This is a genomic window from Streptomyces rishiriensis (assembly GCF_003112535.1).
GTDB classification, from domain to species: domain Bacteria; phylum Actinomycetota; class Actinomycetes; order Streptomycetales; family Streptomycetaceae; genus Streptomyces; species Streptomyces rishiriensis.
The window spans coordinates 224,534-242,280 of sequence record NZ_BEWA01000003.1 but is presented as its reverse complement, the minus strand read 5'-3'; the positions used below and the strand labels follow the sequence as shown (position 1 = coordinate 242,280).

At 71.8% G+C, this 17,747-nt stretch carries 17 protein-coding genes and 1 pseudogene; 7 read left to right on the top strand and 11 right to left on the bottom strand.

Annotated elements, in window-relative coordinates; genetic code table 11:
• Positions 1–305: 305 nt before the first annotated feature.
• Both Sri02f_RS05935 and Sri02f_RS05930 read right to left on the bottom strand, forming a co-directional pair.
• A complete protein-coding gene (locus Sri02f_RS05935; protein ID WP_109000002.1) occupies positions 306–581 on the bottom strand; it encodes a DUF397 domain-containing protein in 276 nt (91 codons plus the stop codon).
• A complete protein-coding gene (locus Sri02f_RS05930) occupies positions 582–1,442 on the bottom strand; it encodes a Sco1979 family transcriptional regulator (RefSeq protein WP_109000001.1) in 861 nt (286 codons plus the stop codon).
• A 241-nt stretch (positions 1,443–1,683) separates the two neighbouring features.
• On the opposite strand from Sri02f_RS05930, the pseudogene Sri02f_RS05925 reads away from it, so the two are divergent.
• The 3 genes and pseudogenes from Sri02f_RS05925 to Sri02f_RS05915 form a co-directional block, all read left to right on the top strand.
• Positions 1,684–2,427 (top strand): annotated as a pseudogene (locus Sri02f_RS05925) (ATP-binding protein); the annotation flags it as partial.
• A gap of 206 nt (positions 2,428–2,633) precedes the next feature.
• Entirely contained in the window at positions 2,634–3,080 is a 447-nt protein-coding gene (locus Sri02f_RS05920; RefSeq protein WP_109000000.1) for a hypothetical protein, read from the top strand.
• Positions 3,081–3,385: 305 nt separating this feature from the next.
• A complete protein-coding gene (locus Sri02f_RS05915) occupies positions 3,386–5,251 on the top strand; it encodes an ABC transporter ATP-binding protein (protein ID WP_245970474.1) in 1,866 nt (621 codons plus the stop codon).
• Positions 5,252–5,255: 4 nt separating this feature from the next.
• Here Sri02f_RS05915 and Sri02f_RS41670 read toward each other — a convergent pair whose 3' ends face one another.
• Together Sri02f_RS41670 and Sri02f_RS05910 are read right to left on the bottom strand one after the other, a co-directional pair.
• A complete protein-coding gene (locus Sri02f_RS41670; protein WP_167467494.1) occupies positions 5,256–5,432 on the bottom strand; it encodes a DUF8839 family protein in 177 nt (58 codons plus the stop codon).
• Between the two features lie 410 nt (positions 5,433–5,842).
• Positions 5,843–7,804: an FUSC family protein gene (locus Sri02f_RS05910; RefSeq protein ID WP_174855590.1), complete on the bottom strand. Its 1,962-nt coding sequence runs from the start codon at positions 7,802–7,804 to the stop codon at positions 5,843–5,845.
• 330 nt (positions 7,805–8,134) lie between these two features.
• Between Sri02f_RS05910 and Sri02f_RS05905 the strand changes: the two genes are divergently transcribed.
• On the top strand, positions 8,135–8,377 hold the full coding sequence (locus tag Sri02f_RS05905) for a hypothetical protein (RefSeq protein WP_174855589.1): 243 nt from the start codon (positions 8,135–8,137) through the stop codon (positions 8,375–8,377).
• A 53-nt stretch (positions 8,378–8,430) separates the two neighbouring features.
• On the opposite strand, the gene Sri02f_RS05900 is transcribed toward Sri02f_RS05905, so the two are convergent.
• Complete coding sequence (locus Sri02f_RS05900; RefSeq protein ID WP_109000203.1) at positions 8,431–9,144, bottom strand: aspartate/glutamate racemase family protein; 714 nt, start codon at positions 9,142–9,144, stop codon at positions 8,431–8,433.
• A gap of 14 nt (positions 9,145–9,158) precedes the next feature.
• On the bottom strand, positions 9,159–10,637 hold the full coding sequence (locus Sri02f_RS05895) for an NCS1 family nucleobase:cation symporter-1 (RefSeq protein WP_108999999.1): 1,479 nt from the start codon (positions 10,635–10,637) through the stop codon (positions 9,159–9,161).
• Positions 10,638–10,790: 153 nt separating this feature from the next.
• Between Sri02f_RS05895 and Sri02f_RS05890 the strand changes: the two genes are divergently transcribed.
• The gene (locus Sri02f_RS05890; protein WP_108999998.1) at positions 10,791–11,456 is read left to right on the top strand and encodes a GntR family transcriptional regulator; all 666 of its coding nucleotides are present in this window, start codon (positions 10,791–10,793) and stop codon (positions 11,454–11,456) included.
• A 109-nt stretch (positions 11,457–11,565) separates the two neighbouring features.
• On the top strand, positions 11,566–13,026 hold the full coding sequence (locus tag Sri02f_RS05885; RefSeq protein ID WP_108999997.1) for a LamG domain-containing protein: 1,461 nt from the start codon (positions 11,566–11,568) through the stop codon (positions 13,024–13,026).
• Between the two features lie 129 nt (positions 13,027–13,155).
• Here the strand turns inward: Sri02f_RS05885 and pip are convergent, their stop codons facing one another.
• The 4 genes from pip to Sri02f_RS05860 all read right to left on the bottom strand — a co-directional run bounded on the left by pip (position 13,156) and on the right by Sri02f_RS05860 (position 16,833).
• The gene (gene pip / locus Sri02f_RS05880) at positions 13,156–14,112 is read right to left on the bottom strand and encodes a prolyl aminopeptidase (protein WP_108999996.1); all 957 of its coding nucleotides are present in this window, start codon (positions 14,110–14,112) and stop codon (positions 13,156–13,158) included.
• 42 nt (positions 14,113–14,154) lie between these two features.
• Entirely contained in the window at positions 14,155–14,952 is a 798-nt protein-coding gene (locus tag Sri02f_RS05875) for a uracil-DNA glycosylase (RefSeq protein ID WP_245970462.1), read from the bottom strand.
• Between the two features lie 111 nt (positions 14,953–15,063).
• Positions 15,064–15,753, bottom strand: a complete 690-nt coding sequence (locus Sri02f_RS05865) for a class I SAM-dependent methyltransferase (protein ID WP_108999995.1) — start codon at positions 15,751–15,753, stop codon at positions 15,064–15,066.
• 141 nt (positions 15,754–15,894) lie between these two features.
• Positions 15,895–16,833 (bottom strand): acyltransferase domain-containing protein, encoded by a 939-nt coding sequence (locus Sri02f_RS05860; RefSeq protein ID WP_108999994.1) that lies wholly within the window; start codon positions 16,831–16,833, stop codon positions 15,895–15,897.
• Between the two features lie 96 nt (positions 16,834–16,929).
• On the opposite strand from Sri02f_RS05860, the gene Sri02f_RS05855 reads away from it, so the two are divergent.
• Positions 16,930–17,196, top strand: a complete 267-nt coding sequence (locus tag Sri02f_RS05855; protein ID WP_108999993.1) for a DUF6343 family protein — start codon at positions 16,930–16,932, stop codon at positions 17,194–17,196.
• Positions 17,197–17,366: 170 nt separating this feature from the next.
• On the opposite strand, the gene Sri02f_RS05850 is transcribed toward Sri02f_RS05855, so the two are convergent.
• Positions 17,367–17,747 (bottom strand): tetratricopeptide repeat protein, encoded by a 381-nt coding sequence (locus Sri02f_RS05850; RefSeq protein WP_079663016.1) that lies wholly within the window; start codon positions 17,745–17,747, stop codon positions 17,367–17,369.

Below are 17,747 nucleotides of genomic sequence, written 5' to 3'. Positions count from 1 at the left end.
CCCCTCCCCCCGAAGGACGGCACGCGGCCGTGACGTCCTTCGGGCGTGCTGGGCGTCAGTCGCCCGTCGGCGCCGGGTGCGGCTTGCTCGTGTCGATCTCGACCGCGCCGGTGCGGTCCTGTCCGGTCATGTGGCACTCGGTGGCACTCGGTGAACATGTGACGTGATTAGTGATCAAGTCAGTACCAAATCAAGGAATTCAGCAGAATCAGCATGGAGCAGAATCAGCATGTAGGGGACGCGAACGGAACACGGAGGTCAGCAGAAAAAAGGGGGCCGGACTCCCACAGGGCCGGATCGTTCGTTCAGGAGAGCAGGAAGTCCGCCTCCCCCGCTTTGGCCCCCTCGATGAAGGCCGTCATCTCGTCGGAGGTGTAGATCAGGGCCGGCCCGTCGGGGTCGGTGGACTGACGGACGGCGATCCGGCCGTCGGCGAGCTTCATGGCCTCCAGGCAGTTGCCTCCGTTGCCGCCGCTCCACGGCTTGTGCCAGCCCTCGCTGCCCAGGTCCCGGGCGGGCATGCCGTTGTAGATCCGCTGAGCGCGGATACGCGGCCTGGGCTGGGTCTTGATGCGGTCCATTCACCACTCCTTGCGGAGATCCCGGAGGATCTCCTTCGTGCGATGTGCTGTAGCGGCCTGCGCCGCCATGCGGTCCATGACCTCGAGGTGGGTCGCCACCTCGGTGCGGGCGTCGAGATAGACGGCGCCGGTCAGGTACTCGCTGTAGACCATGTCCGGGAGTTCCGGCATGGCGAATCGGAACAGCACGAAGGGCCCGTACGTGCCCGGATGCGGCCCGTTGGCGAACGGGGCGATCTGCAGCGTGACATTGGGCAGCTTCGCGGCCTCGAGCAGTTTGTCGATCTGTGCGCGCATCACCTCCGGGGCGCCGACCGGGCGGCGCAGCACCGTCTCGTCCATCACGACCCACAGCCTGGGCGCGTCCTCGCGGGTGAGCAGACCCTGGCGCTGTATGCGCAGGTCGACCAGGCGCTCGATGTCCTCGGGCCGGGTCTGGCCGATGGCGCCGGAGGTGAGCACACCACGCGCGTAGTCCTCGGTCTGCAGCAGACCGGGGACGAAGTGGGGCTCGTACTGACGGATGAGGGCGGCCGCGCCTTCGAGGCTGACGTGCATGGAGAACCAGCCGGGCAGGACGTCGTGGAACCGCTGCCACCAGCCGGGCCTGTTCGCCTCCTCGGCGAGCTGGACGAAGCCGGCGGCCTCCTCGTCGGTGATCCCGTAGGCCTTCAGCAGCAGCTGGAGGTAGGGGATCTTGAGGCTGACCTCGGCCATCTCCATGCGGCGGATCGTGGCGGGCGCGACACGCAGGATGCGGGCGGCTTCCTCGCGCTTGAGGCCGGCGCGCTCCCGCAGGTCCAGCAGACGCCGACCGAGGACGACCTGTCCGACCGTCGGCGCGGACCGCGGTTCGCTCACGCTCCACCTCCACGAAGAGCCCGGCCGGCCGCGCGCGGGGGCCTCACGAGCCCCGATCCGGCCGGTCACGAAAAGAATCCCGACAGCCCTACGGCGCCCGCCGAGGACCGATCGGACGATCCGCGCGAATGCGTACGGATCTCCGTTGGTCCCGACTGGCGCCGTTCAACGTGCTGTTGCGAGCAGTGTGCCACGGCCCTCCACCGCGTCACACGGCACTCTGCAATTTTCAGAGTGACACTTGCCAAGTGTTCATGGCGGGGCGATAGTGGCAAGCGTGATTCCGTCCGCGCCCTTAGGAACAGACGCCGCCGCAGGCCGCCCCCAGGGTCTCGGTGCCAGCGCGGGAGCAGGCCCTGACCAGGCCGCTGCCGAGCGCCGGTTCCGATTCGAACTGGCCGCCCATCCGGGTTCCCCCGCCCAGGCCAGACGCCTGACGAGGGCCCGGCTGACCGGCTGGTCGGTGTGCGAGGACACCTGTGACACCGCCGCCCTGGTCGTCTCCGAGCTGGTCACCAACGCGATCGTGCACACCGCGAGCGACATCGTCGTGTGCGAGCTGCACGACGGTGACGACCTGGTCCGCATAGCCGTGCGGGACCAGGGCTGCTCGCCGGACGAGCCCCACCCCTCCCCGCAGCGTCCCGAGGAGGAGCACGGGAGGGGGCTGCTGCTCGTCGAGGCGCTCTGTCACGCCTGGGGCGCCCAGGAGCACGGGCTCGGCCTGCTGGTCTGGGCCGACCTGCCCCGCAAGGCCGACGCCCCGCGCGATCCCGCCGAACCCCGCAACGACCTCGTCCTCGACCCCGTCGTCGAGACGCACCACGCCGGCCCCGTCGAGGTCCTCGGCACCCTGGACGAGTTCCCCGAGAGCCCGGCCGCGCCGCACGGCGACCCGAACGAGCCTCGCAACGACCTCGGCTGGGGCGCCCGCCCGAAGCCCGGCCCCGCCGAGGGTCCGGACGACGAGGACGACCGCCCCGAGCAGCGGCACCCGGGTGCGGGCGACGCGGCCGCGCCCCGGCCGCACCCCACCGCCCCGGCGCCCGCTGACGGGCTGCTCCCACGCGTCGCGCCGCAGTGGCACCGCACCGCCGACCACGGTCGGCACGACGGCCGCGACGGATGGACGCCCGGCCACCCCGCCGCCCGCGCCCTGCCTCTCGGACACGGCCGCGAGCGAGGGCGAATATGAACACCGTGCCCGGCCGGGCACACCTTCTCACCCTGGACACCCTCGTACGCCTGAGGCGCGAGCTGGGCGGCGACGCCGCCGCCGAACCCCCGCGCCGACTGGCCCTGCCCGAGGGCATGACCGCTCCCCTGGGCTGCGACGCCGTCTCGGTCCCCGCCCGCCTCGGCCGGCTGCTCATGCCGCGCCTGCCGCGCATGGGATGCGTCTACGCCGACCGGACGCACTGGTGGTGGCTGGTCCCGTCCGACTCCGACTACGCCCTGGAATGGCCCGCCCCCGCGCAGTACGCCACGGGCGCGATCCTCCCGGGCGCCTCGCGCGCCCCCGAGCTGATCCACCGGCCGGACGGCACCCTTCCGTACACCCCGCCGATCCCCCTCTACCTGACCCTGTGCCGCCTCACCGGGGCGACGCCCACCTGGTCACGGCCCATCAGCGCCTGACCCGCGTCTCCCCGGGGTGATCGGCGTCGCCGGCGAGGCGCACGCCCGCGCGTCCCGGTTCTCCCCTCCTGCGCCCTGCCCTCACCGACCGCGTCCCGCAATAGTGGCCGTCGTCCGGCTATCGCGATCGGGGGAGGCCGACGGTGGGGCAGGCACGGCAGCAGGAGCGGACGGACGAGACACGGCGGACGGGGCAGCCCGACACGGCACAGCAGACAGGGAAAGAGCGCAGGACGGGCGACGGCGACGGGCGGGACGTGTCCGAGTCGGAGCAGCTGCTGTTCGGCGGCCCGCTGCGCTACGACATGGGCTGGAACCAGCACACGGACGCCTTCCTCGAACTGAACCTCCGCGCCATGGTGACCCGGCTGCCCGCCCTGCTCACCGCCAGCCTCCGCCTGGCCCGGCAGGCCGACCCGGCCGCCGCACGGATCGTCCTGTCCGCCGAGATCGCCCGGGGGGTGACGCAGGCGGTCAGCCTGCTCGCGATGAACACCGTGCTGGGCCGGCTCATCAGCGGCGGCCCGATCGACGAACGGCTGCGCGGCGCCGTCCCCGCCCTGGCCGTGATGGCCGCCGTGCTCCTGGCCGGGACCCTGCTGCGGGCCGCGTCGACGTACGCCACCGGCCGGCTGGAGCCCAAGGTCGAGCGGGTGGCGACCGAGCTGTACCTGGAGCGGGCGGCCGCGGTGGAGCTCGCCGCCATCGAGGACCACGCCTTCCACAAGCTGCTGGACACCGCGCAGTACGGGGCGCGGTCCAGCCGCTACATGATCAGCCATGGCACGCGCGTGGTGAACGCGATGATCTCGCTGGCCGCGTCGGCCGGCGTGCTCACCGTGCTGCACCCGCTGCTGCTGCCCCTGCTCGTGACGATGACGCTGCCGAGCGCCTGGAGCGCCCTGACGAACGCCCGGCGCCGCTACGAGTCCTTCCACACGTGGGTGCAGCACGCGCGCGCGGGGCACCTGATCGCCGGTCTGCTCACCGAGCCGGCGGCCGCGCCCGAGATCCGGGTGCACGGCGTCGGGCCGTTCCTGCTGCGGCACTTTCGCGCCATGTCGGAGACCGCGGAGGCGGAGCAGGCCCGGCTGGCCCGGCTCGCCGCCCGCACCGGCCTGATCGCGGCGACCTGGACGGGACTGGCGACGCTGGCCACGTACGCCACGCTCGGCGGTCTGCTCCTCACCAGGACGATGGCGCTGGCGGTGGCGGGCACGGCCGTGATCGCGATCCGCGGCGGCTCGGCGAGCCTGAACACCCTCGTCCTGGAGGTCAACCAGCTGCACGAGGAGGCGCTGTTCGTGGGCGATCTGCAACGGCTCTACGTGGAGGCGGCCGAACGGGCGATCCCGGTCGGCGGTGCGGCCCTGCCCGAGGACCCGCGCGAGGTCCGCTTCGAGCACGTCACCTTCGGCTACCCGGGCGAGTCGGCGCGCCCCGCCCTCGACGACGTCACGCTCTCCCTGCCGCTGGGCCGCATCATCGCGCTGGTCGGCGAGAACGGCTCCGGCAAGACGACCCTGGTGAAGCTGCTGGCCGGGCTGTACAAGCCGGACCGGGGGCGCATCCTGTGGGACGACGTCGACGCGGCGGGCGCGGACCGGCACGCGTTGGCCGAGCGCATCGCGATGGTGGCGCAGGACTTCAAGCGATGGCCGTTCACGGCCCGGGTCAACGTGGCCGTGGGCCGTTCCGCCGAGCCGCTCACCGAGGAGCGGATGGCCGCCTCGATCGCCGAGGCGGGCGCCGAAGAGGTGGTCGCGGACCTGCCGCGCGGCCTGGACACCCTGCTGGCGCGGCATTTCAGCGGCGGGCACGAACTGTCCGGCGGCCAGTGGCAGCGCCTCGGGATCGCCAGGGCGGCGTACCGGCGCGGGCGCATCCTCATCGTGGACGAGCCGACGGCGGCCCTGGACGCACGGGCCGAGCTGGAGGTGTTCGAGAAGATCCGCGCGCTGGCCGACAGCGGCCAGACCGTCGTCCTGATCACCCACCGGCTGGCGTCGGTCCGGCACGCGGATCTGGTGCACGTGCTGGATCAGGGGCGGCTGGTGGAGTCGGGAACTCCGCAGGAGCTGCTGGCGGGCGGTGGCGTCTACGCCGAGCTGTACGCGCTGCAGGCCGAGCAGTTCGCGGTGCAGGCGCCCGCCCCGTCACAGACGGGCTGACCGCTCACCTCGGCGTGCCGCCGCCCCGCACGACCACCAGGAACGTGTCCGTGGTGAGGTCCATGACGACTTCCGCGGCCAGCCCCTCCAAGCGCCGGGCATGCGCGAACTCCTCCGCCGGCCACGAGCCGCGCGGCCCGCCCGCGGGAAAGCGTTCGAGCACCGTTCGCCCGTTCACCATCTCGCCACCTACCTCCGATAAGCATGATGCTTGTAGGAGTTAACGCTCTTGGGAGGTGGAACGCCTCGGCCAGTTGCGGGACTGAGACGTAGTTGACACGGGTACACCGCTGAGCGTGACAATCCGGTCACTTTAAGAACGCCTCGGGCACTCTTCGTGTCAGCGATCGTACTCTTCGTGATATCGGACCGGCACGCCGGACGCGGCCCCCACGCCGTCAGATCCACCAGACCGACGGTCGAGCCGAGCCGACCGAGATTTCCCTCGCGCGAGACGGTCTGCGGACGCTCCGGATACGCCATGGCTGCCCCTTCTGCGCAACGGACTCATCGCCGTCCCGGAACGTATTTCAGACGACGCACCCGGATGCGGCGGAAACGGCGGGAACGGCGGGAACGGCGGACACAGCGTCATCTCGCCCGCGCCGGCCGCGGAGCGGGCGGGGTCAGTCCCACCCTTTTCCGGCCCTCGGCGAGTTCGTCGAGGAGTTCGGCGAGCCGCTCACGGTGCCGGTCGGTGAGCCGCCCGGCGTCGTCGAGGTGGACGGCGCAGGCGGTGGTCGTGTCGACGAGCCGTTCGAGGACGGCGGCGACGTCATCGGTGCCCTCCGTGTGCCGGGCCAGGGCGGGCAGTTCATGGGCGGCGAGAGCGCTGGCGGCACGGGCCTCGGCGAGCGTGCGGTAGGCCTCGCGGCGCAGGGTCCAACGGGTGACTCGATCATCGGAGCCGCCGGAGCCGTCGGAGCTCTTGAAGCCGTCAGAGCCGTCAGAGCCGTCGGAGCCGTCGGAGCCGTCGGAGCCGTCGGAGCCGTCGAGGACGTGTACGAGGTAGGCGTGCGCGGCGTCGGCGGCCGCGGCGAGTCGGGCGCGCACCTGCCCGCCCCGCTCCCCCGGCATCGGCAGATGTCCGACGATCAGGACGATCGCGCAGGCCAGCAGTGTTTCGGCGATCCGCGCGGCGGAGGCCTGCGGCTCCCCGCCGACCATGACCAAGGACAGCACGAGCACGGTGGCGACGGCGGTCTGCGCGGCGAAGTGCCGGGTCGACACGGGGATGAGCGCCCCGCACAGCGCCACCAGCGCCACCAGACCCTCGGGCCGGGGCAGCACGGCGGCGAAGCCGGCGAAGAGCAGCGCCCCGAGCACGGTCCCCGCGGCCCGGCACAGCACGCGCGACACCAGCGGCCCGAGGTCGGGCTTGACCAGGAAGACGGCGGTGGCGGGCAGCCAGTACCAGTGGGTGTGCCGGCCGTACCACTGGGAGTGGTAGAGGGCCTGTGCGACGGCGGCGCTGGCCCCGAAGGAGAGCGCGACCCGCAGTCCGTACTCGCGTCCGCCCGCCCCGAAGGCGGCGCGCAGCAGGTCGCGCGCGCTGCGCCGACGGGTGTGCAGGTCGCCTCCGCCGCCCTGGTCGAAGGCGTCGGCGGCGCGCAACAAGGCGTCGTCGAGGGCGCGCAGGGCGGGCCCGGACCGCGACGGCGCGGGCAGCGGCCCGGTGGGCGTGTTCTCGCGCACGGCGACGGCGAGCCGCCGGGGGCCGGCGGAGGACCGTTCGGAGAGGGGTTCCCCGGCCCAGGCGAGCGCGGTCGCCGCCTCGGCGAGCGGCAGCGCGGCGGCGTACTGGGCGTGCAGCCTGCGTTCGGCCGAGGAGCTGGCGTAGCGCCGCAGCCGGGGCCCGGCCAGGGCGTCCTGGGCGTGGTCGAGGGCGGCGGTGAGCGCGGCGCGGCGGGCGATCGCGTCCTCGGCGCCGGCCGCGTCGAGGAGCTCGGCGACGGCGTCGTACACGCGGGCCACCGCGTCCCGTTCCCCGTCGAACCGGAAGTCCCCGGTCATCGCGCCGGGCGTGGGCAGGGCCAGCCGCAGCGCGAGCAGCCAGCCCGCCCCGGCGAGGAACGCGAGGGCGCGGGTCCAGCCGGACTCGGGAACCGGCATCCCCGCGCCGATCGCCGCGCCCACCAGCAGCTGCGTGCCCGCGCCGGAGGCGACCGGTCCGACCGCGCTCATCGTGCCGGCGAGGAGCCCGAGACCGGTGAGGACGGCGGTCAGCGCGACGGCTCCGACCCGGTCCGCGACGTACACCCCGGCCAGCAGTCCTGCCGCTCCGGCCAGCGCGGGCGCCCCGAGCCGCTTGACGGAGACGCGCCGGCTGCCGGGCCGGTCGTTGATCCCGGCCAGCATGGCGGCGACGGCGGCGACCACCCCGAGCGAGGTGCGGTCGACGAGTACGGCGACCAGCAGCAGGGGTCCCGCCGCCAGCGCACCGCGGGTGACCGCGCTCCAGGGGACGGGCCCGCGCTGGGCGCGCAGGGCGTGGGCGAGCCAGGGCGGCAGAACGGAGTGTGCGCGAGCGGGAATGTGCGGGCGCGGGGACACGGAGCTCCTGTCGTGACGAGGGCGGGGTGCGCCTTCGGGCGACGGTGGCCGGGGCGGTCAGCCGTGGGCTGAGGTGTCCACGGTAGGCGGTGTGCCCGGCCGGAACCGGCCGGTCGCGTTTCGGCGAGGTGACGAGTGCGCCGGATCCCGCGTTCTTTATGAACGCAACCCCGGAATCCGCCAACGGGCCGCGGTGCCGGCAGCGAGGCGAGGAGGGTTCGGGATGTGTCCAGTGGACACCCGCCGCGAGGCGATTGTCAGTGGGGCGCGCTTCAATGGGGGGGTGTCGTCACAGAGCGTCACGACCGGAGTGCGGCGGGGGAGCGAGTCTTGGAGAGGTACGAGGAGGACGGGCGGCGGTACGTGTCGCTGGCGGGACTGCGGATGCGGGGATGGACGGGTGCGCTGGTGCGCCGGCTGCTGGGGCCGCCGGACCGGCTCAGCATCGATCCTCGCGCGCGGGCCGCGCCGTCACTGCGTCTCTACCGCGTCGAACGGGTCGAAGCGGCCGAACGCGGCGAGGAGTTCCGGAAGGGCCGCGCCCCCAAGTCACACGGCCACGAGGAGTCCTGATGACCACCCAGATCATCACCCCAGATGCCCACCCACAAGTCGCCGCCCCTCCCTTACCGGGCCTGCCACACCCTCCGCTTGGGCACCGGCTTCGCGAAGCTGCCCGCCCTGCTGGTGCTCAGTCCCAGCCCCACCAGCCCTTCCGCCAGCTTCACCGCCGCACCGACCCCGTCGACCACCGGGAGGCCCAGCTTGTCCTCCACCGCCCGTCGCAGCCCCGTCATGCCCGCGCAGCCCAGCACCAGCACCTCGGCCCCCGCCTCCCGGGCCCGTTCGGCGGCGGCGAGGAAGGCGGTCTGCGTGCGGCCGGTGTCGGCCAGGTCGAGAACGCCCAGTCCGGTGCCCACGACGGCCGCGCAGTTGCGGCCCACTCCGGCCAGTTCCAGACTGTCCTCGATCTGGCCGCAGGAGCGCTCCAGCGTGGTCACCACCGCGTACCGGCGCCCCAGCAGACACGCCAGATGGGCGGCGGCCTCGGTGATGTCGACGACGGGCACGTCCACCAGTTCCCTCACACCCTCCCGCCCGTGCTCGCCGAAGCCGGCCATGACCACGGCGTCGTAGGGCGGCCCGTCGTAGGTGCGCAGGGCGTCCATGACCGCGGCGGCGGAGAGGTAGCTGTCCAGCCAGCCCTCCGCGGACTCCGGCCCCCAGGCGGGGGTCAGTCCGGTCACGGCGGTGCCCGGGCCGGCAGCGGCCCGGGCGCCTCGCACGATCTCCTCGGTCATCTCCTGCGTGGTGTTGCAGTTGGTGACGATGATCCGCACGTTCCGCACGCTTCTCAGACCTCCGCGGGCTTCTCGACGGCGACCGCTGATCCGGCGGCCCGCTCACTGCGGCACAGCAGCAGGTACAGGCCGGCGCCGAGGGCCGTCCCGATGAACCAGGAATAGGGAGCCACGTCGCTGAACGACTTCACCAGCGCCAGCACCGCCGCGACGGCCGCCGAGGGCAGGAACGCCCACAGCGCCTTGGGGTTGACGCCCCTGCGGTAGTAGTAGCGGGATCCGGGGGTGGCATCGAACAGTTCGTCGACGTCGATCCGGCCGCGCTTGACCCAGTAGTAGTCGACCATGATCACGCCGAACAGCGGGCCGAGGAAGGCGCCGAGACCGCCGAGGAAATAGTTGACGACGGTCGGGTTGGAGAAGAGGTTCCAGGGGGTGACGACGAGTGCGGCGACCGTGCTGATCATGCCGCCGATCCTGAAAGTGATCTTCTGGGGCCACACGTTGGCGAGGTCGTACGCAGGCGACACGAAGTTGGCGACGATGTTGACGCCCATGGTGGCGATGGCGAAGGTGAGCGCGCCCAGGACCAGCACCCAGGTGTTGCCGACCTTGGCGACCAGCTCCGCCGGGTCGGTGATGGCCTCGCCGAACACCTCCAGCGAGCCGGCGGTGACGATCACGGAGACGACCACGAAGGCCGTCGAGTTGAGGGGCAGACCCCAGAAGTTGCCGCGGCGCACGGTCCGGTAGTCGGGGGCGAAGCGGGAGAAGTCGCAGAAGTTGAGCATCAGCGTGCCGTAGGTGGCGAGGATCAGCCCGATCGCGCCGAACCACTGCCGCCACTGCTCGCCCACGGAGACGGGGTGCGGGGTGCTGGTGAGCGAGATGGTCCAGCCGGCCTTGGCCAGGACCCACACCGCCAACGCGATCATCACCAGCCAGATCGCGGGGCCGCAGAAGTCCTGGAACTTGCGCACCGACTCCATGCCCTGGCTGATGATCAGCGCCTGGATCAGCCACAGCGAGACGAAGGAGACCCACCCCAGCGCGTCGAGCCCCAGGAAGGAGCCGTGCGTCCAGGACTCCAGGCCCGGCCAGGCCGCCAGCAGCATCACGTTGACGGCGACGGAGGCGAGGTAGGTCTGGATGCCGTACCACATGATGGCGATCACGGCGCGGATGAGGGCCGGGATGTTCGCGCCCCAGACGCCGAAGCTGATGCGGCTGATCACCGGGAAGGGCACCCCGTGCCGCTGGCCGATCTTCCCCATCCAGTTCATGCCGACGTAGATCAGCACGAAGCCGACGAGGAGGGCGGTGAAGATCTGCCACACGTTCATGCCGAGGACCAGCAGACCGGCCGCGAAGGTGTAGTTGCCGAGGTTGTGGACGTCCGACATCCACATGGCGAAGAGGTCGAAGACCTTCCAGTTCCGCTTCCGCGCGGGCGCGAGGTCTTCGTTGGTGAGCCGGGGATCGGGCACGAACACTGGCGCGCCGGTGGCTTCGGCGCTGTCGGCGAGGGACACGGGGCCTCCCTGAGCAAGGGGACGGAGGAGGATAACTGGCCGAGTCGTTTGGTATACCAAACTGTCCACATGGTCCCGCCACCAAGCGTTGCGACCGATGTCCGTCCCGTTACGGCTCCGTAAAAGCCCCCTCGCATCGGCGAAGATGGCCCCATGACGAAGATCGAACCGCTCGGAGCGGTGCGCGAGCGCGTCCTGGGAACCCTGCGGCAGGAGATCATCGCCGGCCGGATGCGCCCCGGAGACCGACTCGTCGAACGGGAACTGGCCGAGCGGTTCGGCGTCTCCAGAGTTCCCGTCCGCGAGGCCATCCGCGCCCTGGTCGCCGAGGGCTTCGTCCACTTCGAGACCCCCCGACGCACGGTCGTACGACCCCTGAGCCCCACGGACGTCGAGGAACTCTTCGAACTGCGCGAGGCGTTGGAGGTCTACGCCGCCGGGCTCGCCGCCACCCGGGCGACCCCCGAGGCCCTCGCCGAACTGCGCCGGCTGCTGGCGAACGCGGCCGACGCCACCGCAGCGGGAGACGCCGAGGCCATCACCGACATCAACACCCGCTTCCACGACCGCCTCCTCGCCCTGGCCGGCAACACCCTGCTGATCTCGGTCATGGAACCCGTCGCGGGACGCCTGCAATGGCTCACCCGCCGCAACGAGGAATGGCCCCAGCTCCTCACCGAACACCAGGAGCTCTACGACGCCATCGCCTCCGGCGACCCCGACCGCGCCCGCGCCCACGCCCTCAGGCACGTCCAGGCCAACCACCGTTCCACCGTGCGGCAGTTGTTCGGCGCCCCCGCGGAAACACCGCCCGCCTAGACTCTCCCGCACCCCTCGGGGCCGTCCGCCTAGACTCTCCCGACCCGTCGGACACGGACACACGTCCGACGACGCACCACACACCGAGAACGGGACGGGGAGAACGACCATGGTGAGCAGACGTGGCCTGCTGAGCGGAGCCGCACTCGTGGGAGCCGGCGCCATGACCGGCGTGATCGGCGTCGGAGCCGGGACCGCCGCCGCGGACACCCCGCTCGACACCCCCTTCACACCGGTCGACGCGCCGCACCTCGCCGAAGCCGAACGCATGGTCCGCTACCAGCGACTCCTGGCAGCCGGATACCTCCCCACCGGCCTGAGCGGACACTGGCCGCTCGACGGCTCCGGAGCCGACCGCTCCGGCCGCGACCACCCCGTCTCCCTCGGCCCCGGCGCACACTGGACGACCCTGCGAGCGGGCGGCGAACTGACCCTGGACGACGCATACGCCGCCACGGCCTCCGTACTGGACACCACCGCGCCGTTCACGGTCTCCGCCTGGGTGCGTCTCGCCGACGACGCCGTCCTCACGACCATGTATACGGCCGTCAGCCAGGACGGCGGCAGCTGCAGCCGCTTCCTCCTCCAGTACGACGACACCGCCCGCACCTGGGCGTTCAAAGTGCGCGCCGAGGACCAGAGCGCCAAGATCTCCGCCCTCGCCACCACCGCGCCCCAGCCCGGCAAGTGGACTCACCTGACCGGAGTCTGGGACGGCGCCCGTATCCACCTGTACGTCGACGGCACGCTGGAAGGCAGCGCCGACACGACCCTGGCCTGGGCCGCGCCCCAGGGCTTCAACATCGGCCGGGCCCGCTGGAACGGCGCCTACGTGAACCAGTTCAAGGGCGCGGTCGACGACGTCCGCGCCTACGGCCGCGCCCTCACCGCAGACGAGATCCACCTGATCAGCGGCGCCACCGCCCGCGACAACAACGTCTACCTCGTCGGCTCCTCGTCCACCGTCACCTGGGGCACACCCGACGACCTGTCCAGCTGGATCGCCAGGGCCCGCTGCTCCTCCTTCCTCACGCACGTGCTGAAGCACACCTACGGATGGGCCTCCGACGACTACTTCACCCGCTACTTCCAGGACCGCATCCCCGAGGCCGCCGACTACCGGCACGCCTTCACCGACGGCACCGCCGGGCCGCGGTTCCAGCCCATCCGCAAGGTCGCCGACCTACGGCCCGGCGACCTCGTCGCGGTGGACTACGGCGGCCAGGTCCCGGACAGCACCGGCCACATCGTCATGGTCCGCGAGGTCAAAGGCGTCTTCACCGGAGTCGTCGACATCACCGGCGAGACCCAGTACGCCGTCGAGGTGATCGACTGCACCGCCGAACCGCACGGCGTGTACGGGCTGACCAACTACCCCAAGTACCCCGACACCCGCGTGGTCGCCCTCGCGAAGGAAGAGCAACGCGAAGGCGTCGGCATCGGCCACATGATGTTCTACGCCTCCCAGACCACCGGCGAGTTCTCCCGCTACCGGTGGAGCGTCAACACCCCGCGCGACAACGCCTACCCGGTCACCTCACGACCGATCGCCGCGGCCCGCATCACCTGACGGACCGTCGGGCGGACGGCCAGGGGACTCCCCGACGTCCGCCCGACTCCCCCGACGTCCGCCCGACGTCCGCCCGCCGAACGGTCACGTCCGGCCTGCGACGCCGCCACCCGGCATCGTCGTCCGGCGTCACCGCCCGGCGTAACCGTCGGTGGCCGCCACCAGCGCCTCCGCCACACCCCGCGCCCTCGCGCCGTGCCCGGCGTGGTCGACGACGATCAACTCACTGCCCGACCAGGCGTGATGGAGCCGCCAGACGATGCCCAGGAGGTTCCCGAAGTCGAGACTCCCCTGCACGAGGGTGCCGGGCACACCGTCGAGGAGGTGGGCGTCGCGAAGAACGGCGTCCTCCCCGTCCAGAAAGTGACCGTTGCCCCAGTAGTGGGTGACCGTGCGGGCGAACCCCGCCCGGAACACCGGGTCCTCGAACCGCTCGACGGACCGCGGCGGCGCCGGGATCGTCGCCGTCTCCCAGTCCGTCCACGCCCGCGCGGCCCGCTCCCGCACACCGGGATCAGGCGACTCGAGCAACCTGTTGTACGCGGCGGCGAGATTGCCGTCCCGCACCCCGCCGTCCGGCAACCCCGCCAGAAACCGCGCGAACGCCTCCGGAAACACCTTCCCCAACCCGCGGGTCAGCAAGTCCACCTCGGCGTCGGATCCGGTCGCGACGCCGGTCAGCACCAGCTCGCTCACCGCCGCGGTACACGTCTGCGCATACCGCAACGCCAGCACCGACCCCCACGACACCCCCCACACCAGCCACCGCTCGATCCCCAACCTCCGCCGCAGCAGCTCGAGATCGGCCACGAGATGCGCCGTCGTGTTGACGCTCATATCGGTGCCGTACACGCTCGCATGCGGGGTGGACCGGCCACAGCCGCGCTGGTCGAGCAGCACGATCCGGTACGCGGCGGGGTCGAACAACCGCCGGAGATACGGGGTCGCGCCGGACCCCGGCCCGCCGTGCAGGACCAGCGCGGGCTTGCCCCGCGGATTCCCACACGTCTCCCAGTACACGCGGTTGCCGTCCCCGACGTCCAGCATGCCGTGCTCGTACGGTTCGATCTCCGGATACAGGCCCATCGAGAAACCGTACGATCCCGGCACCGCCGCCGTCGCGCGGAATTACCGGCCCCCGGCCTCGGCGCTCCCGGCCGCCGTGCGCAGCACGTCCCGCAGCATCTGCGGGGTGAGCCGGCCGGTGAAGGTGTTGCGCTGGCTGACGTGGAAGCAGCCGAAGACCTCCAGACCGTCGCCGCCGTCCGGGTCGTCGAGCGGCACCCGGACCCCGTGCGCGAAGGCAGGCCGGGGCCGGGGCACACTCCAGCCCGCCTCGGCGAACGCGGGCAGCGCGGCCTGCCAGCCGAAGGCGCCGAGCACGACCACCGACCGCAGCGTCGGCCGCAGCAGCCGCAGCTCCTGCACCAGCCAAGGCCGGCACGTGTCCCGCTCCCCGGGGGTGGGCTTGTTGGCCGGCGGCGCACAGTGCACAGGCGAGGTGACACGGACCCCGTACAGCTCCAGGCCGTCGTCGGCTGCCACGGACGTGGGCTGCGAGGCAAGCCCCACGTCGTACAACGCCTGATACAGCACGTCTCCGGAACGGTCGCCCGTGAACATACGGCCCGTGCGGTTCCCGCCGTGCGCCGCCGGAGCGAGCCCGACGATCAACAGCCGGGCGTCGGACGGACCGAACCCGGGCACGGGCCTCCCCCAGTACGTCCAGTCCGCGAAGGCCGCTCGCTTCGTACGGGCCACCTCCTCACGCCAGTCCACCAACCGAGGACACGCCCTGCACCCCGCGACCCGCCCGTCGAGCACGTCCAGAGCGGATGCTGTGGGGGCGGACTCGGAGGCGGCAGAGGCGGTGGAAGGGGGAGCGGAGCGGGCGGAGGCTGAGGCGGCGGAGGCGGAGGCGTCCATGTCTCCACCGTAAGACCAGGTCGGATGAATCCAGAGCCGGGAGGGGGCCCTCCCCCTCCCCCCTCCCGCCCTCCCCACCCACCTACTCCCCTGCCGCCACCCCGGCACGGCCTACGCCCTCTGCACCGCCCGCACCGCCCGCACCCAGATCCGGTCCCGGGTCAGGTATCGGTCCACGCGCAGGTCTGCCTCTGCGAGCGCCTCTTCAAACTGTTCCTTGGTCAGTGGCCGGGTACGGAAGGTCTGGGTCCACACTGCGTCGGGGAATTCGTACTCGGCGCGCACGGCGTGGACGCCGTCCTCGGCGGGCCCGGCCGAGGATATGCGTACCGTGAAGCCGCTCGGGTCGACGCGTTCGCGGGGCAGGTCGGAGTGGTAGTCCTCACCTTCGCGTTGGATCAGTACGCATCCGTGTTCGGCGAGGTGGCGTGCGCAGACCTGGAGCATCCTTCGCCGTATGTCGATCTCGCCGTTGTGCACGAGGAACGACGCGAGCATCACCACGTCGAACGTCTCACCCAGGTCGAGGTCCTCGATGGGGCTGCATATGGTGCGCGCTCCGTGGACTCGTTCAAGCATGTCGGCGGACTCGTCCACCGCTGTGACCGTGAAGCCACGCTGGAGCAGGGCGTGGGTCACGCGCCCGACGCCGCTGCCCAGTTCGAGGATGTGGGCGCCCGGGGGCACCGCTGCGGAGATGACGTCCGGCTCGTCGCCCACCGGCAGGCGTGAGTAGAACTCGACCGCGCAGCCGTCCGGGGTGATCGCGCCGGGGCCGGTTCCCTCGTATCCGTCTCGCATGTGTGGCGTCATGTCTTGCGAACGGATGGGCTGTGGGCGGCTGTTCCGGGTCTGGTGGGGTTCACTCGTTCGAGGGAAGGGCTGTTTGTTCGAACCCGGGATCGCCGACTGCGGCCGCGGCAGTAGGCACGGCTGCGGCGGCTACAGTTCGAACCATCCTCGGCCGACGTACCAGTGGCCGCCCTCTCGGAGGTGGTCGAGGACGGCTCGCTGGAGGACGGTTCGGCGGGGCAGTTCGTCCAGGGGCACGTCGGTGGTGCCGAAGACGAAGCGGACGGCTTCCATGTCGTCGGGGGCCTGGGACGCTTCCGGGGCTTGGGGGGCTTCCGGGTCCGTGGGCACCCGGACGGGGTGGAACCGTTCCTGGAAGCGGACGATGTTGGAGTCGTTCGGCAGGCGGCGCTTGAGTTGGGGGTCGAGCAGCCAGGATGCGCAGGTGGCCACCGAGTAGGTCTCCTCGGGGTAGTGACGGGCGAAGAACGCCCGGGCGAGCGTGAGGGATCGCTCGACGGCCTGCGGGGTCAGGGGTCCCATGAAGTCGGGCACGTGGACGGAGAGTCCGTGGTCTCCGGGCGCCTGGGGCAGTCCCGCCGCCGCGATCGAGGCGCCGGTCCGGCGGCCGATGCGGCCGCGCTGGAACTGCAGTCGTCCGAGTTGGTACAGCTCGCCGTGGAAGTGCAGGGTGAGCCATTGCGGGATGAGCAGGCCGCCCGTGCCGTGCCATCGTCGGTGCCAGGCGACGCATCGGCCGACGTCTGCGAGGGTGTGCCGGCTGACGTCGTCGGGGATGCCCCGCTCTCGGTGGTGGGCCCGGATGTGGGGCAGCGCGGCGACGAAGACGTACAGGGGGAAGAAGCGGGCCGTCGCGGTGGAGGGGTCGGGGAGGGCGGGTATGTCGACGGTCGTCCCCCGGATCCGTCCCATGTCCTGGACGAGTTCTGTCACGGCCTTGTCCAGGATCCGCAGGCTCTCCGCGTCGCGCGTGACGTGCCGGCTCAGCCGGACGGCTTCGCCGAGGTCCTGGTGCGGGACAGCGAGGTCGAGGAGCACTTCGGCCAGTTCGTCGGTGTTCGGCAGCATGGAAGAGCGGCCCCCCTCTGGGTCTTCGGACGTCGGATCCCTGTGGAGAACGTCCGGGGCGGAGAGTACGTTTCAAGGGAGGAGCGGTGTTTCACGATGCGTACGGGCAGTGAGCCGACGACCGCGCGCAGTGCGCTGCGGCTGCGTTTCGGGCTGGCCCTGTGGGGCGTGGTCTGGACGGTCTTCGGTACGGCCGCGTTCGCTCTGGCGGGGCGTCCGGGGTGGGCGGCGGCGTGCGCGGCGCTGTGGGTGGTGACGACGGTCGATCTGACGGTGGTGCTCCGGCACATCCGGCAGGGCCCCCACTATCAGCCGGGCCGCGACATTCCGCCGTACCGACCGCCGGAGCAGCGGCGTCCTTGAGACGGGACGGCCTCGGCTGCTGAGTGCCGCTGAGTTGAGCGGTGGCACGCGTTGGGGCGGTGCCACGCGTGAGGCGGGGCGGAGGCCGTGGGACGTAGTGTCGTGGGGACGCGGTGTCGTCGGGCCGTCGGGACCGGGTGCCGTCGGGACCGGGTGTCGTCGGGCGGTTCTCAGGTCTCGAAGCGGGCTGCCTTCAGGTACTGCGGGTTGGGGTCGAGCGCTGCGGCCAGCCGGAAGTGGCGCTTGGCCTGGTCGCCGCGTCCTTGCCGTTCGTAGGTGCGGGCGAGCGCGAAGTGGGCGAACGCGTTGTCCGGTTCGCGTTCCAGCACCACGGTGAACTCGAGTTCGGCGGGCCGTAGTTGCGCGGCGGCGAAGAAGGCGCGTGCGCGCAGCAGGCGGGCGGCGGTGTTCTCGGGGTGGGCGGCGATGACTTGGTCGAGCAGCTTCACCGCGCCCCGCGGGTCCCGTGCGGCGAGCAGTTGCTCGGCGGCGCGGAAGTCGATGACGTGCGTCTCCGGAGTACGTCCGGTCGAACCTGCGGTATCGGGCAC

Coding starts and splice junctions, on each gene's coding strand:
- Sri02f_RS05865 (WP_108999995.1), bottom strand. CDS start 15,753: ATGCGAGACGGATACGAGGGAACCGGCCCCGGCGCGATCACCCCGGAC.
- Sri02f_RS05860 (WP_108999994.1), bottom strand. CDS start 16,833: ATGCTGCCGAACACCGACGAACTGGCCGAAGTGCTCCTCGACCTCGCT.
- Sri02f_RS05920 (WP_109000000.1), top strand. CDS start 2,634: ATGAACACCGTGCCCGGCCGGGCACACCTTCTCACCCTGGACACCCTC.
- Sri02f_RS05915 (WP_245970474.1), top strand. CDS start 3,386: ATGGGCTGGAACCAGCACACGGACGCCTTCCTCGAACTGAACCTCCGC.
- Sri02f_RS05890 (WP_108999998.1), top strand. CDS start 10,791: ATGACGAAGATCGAACCGCTCGGAGCGGTGCGCGAGCGCGTCCTGGGA.
- pip (WP_108999996.1), bottom strand. CDS start 14,112: ATGGGCCTGTATCCGGAGATCGAACCGTACGAGCACGGCATGCTGGAC.
- Sri02f_RS05875 (WP_245970462.1), bottom strand. CDS start 14,952: ATGGACGCCTCCGCCTCCGCCGCCTCAGCCTCCGCCCGCTCCGCTCCC.
- Sri02f_RS05855 (WP_108999993.1), top strand. CDS start 16,930: ATGCGTACGGGCAGTGAGCCGACGACCGCGCGCAGTGCGCTGCGGCTG.
- Sri02f_RS05935 (WP_109000002.1), bottom strand. CDS start 581: ATGGACCGCATCAAGACCCAGCCCAGGCCGCGTATCCGCGCTCAGCGG.
- Sri02f_RS05885 (WP_108999997.1), top strand. CDS start 11,566: ATGGTGAGCAGACGTGGCCTGCTGAGCGGAGCCGCACTCGTGGGAGCC.
- Sri02f_RS41670 (WP_167467494.1), bottom strand. CDS start 5,432: ATGGTGAACGGGCGAACGGTGCTCGAACGCTTTCCCGCGGGCGGGCCG.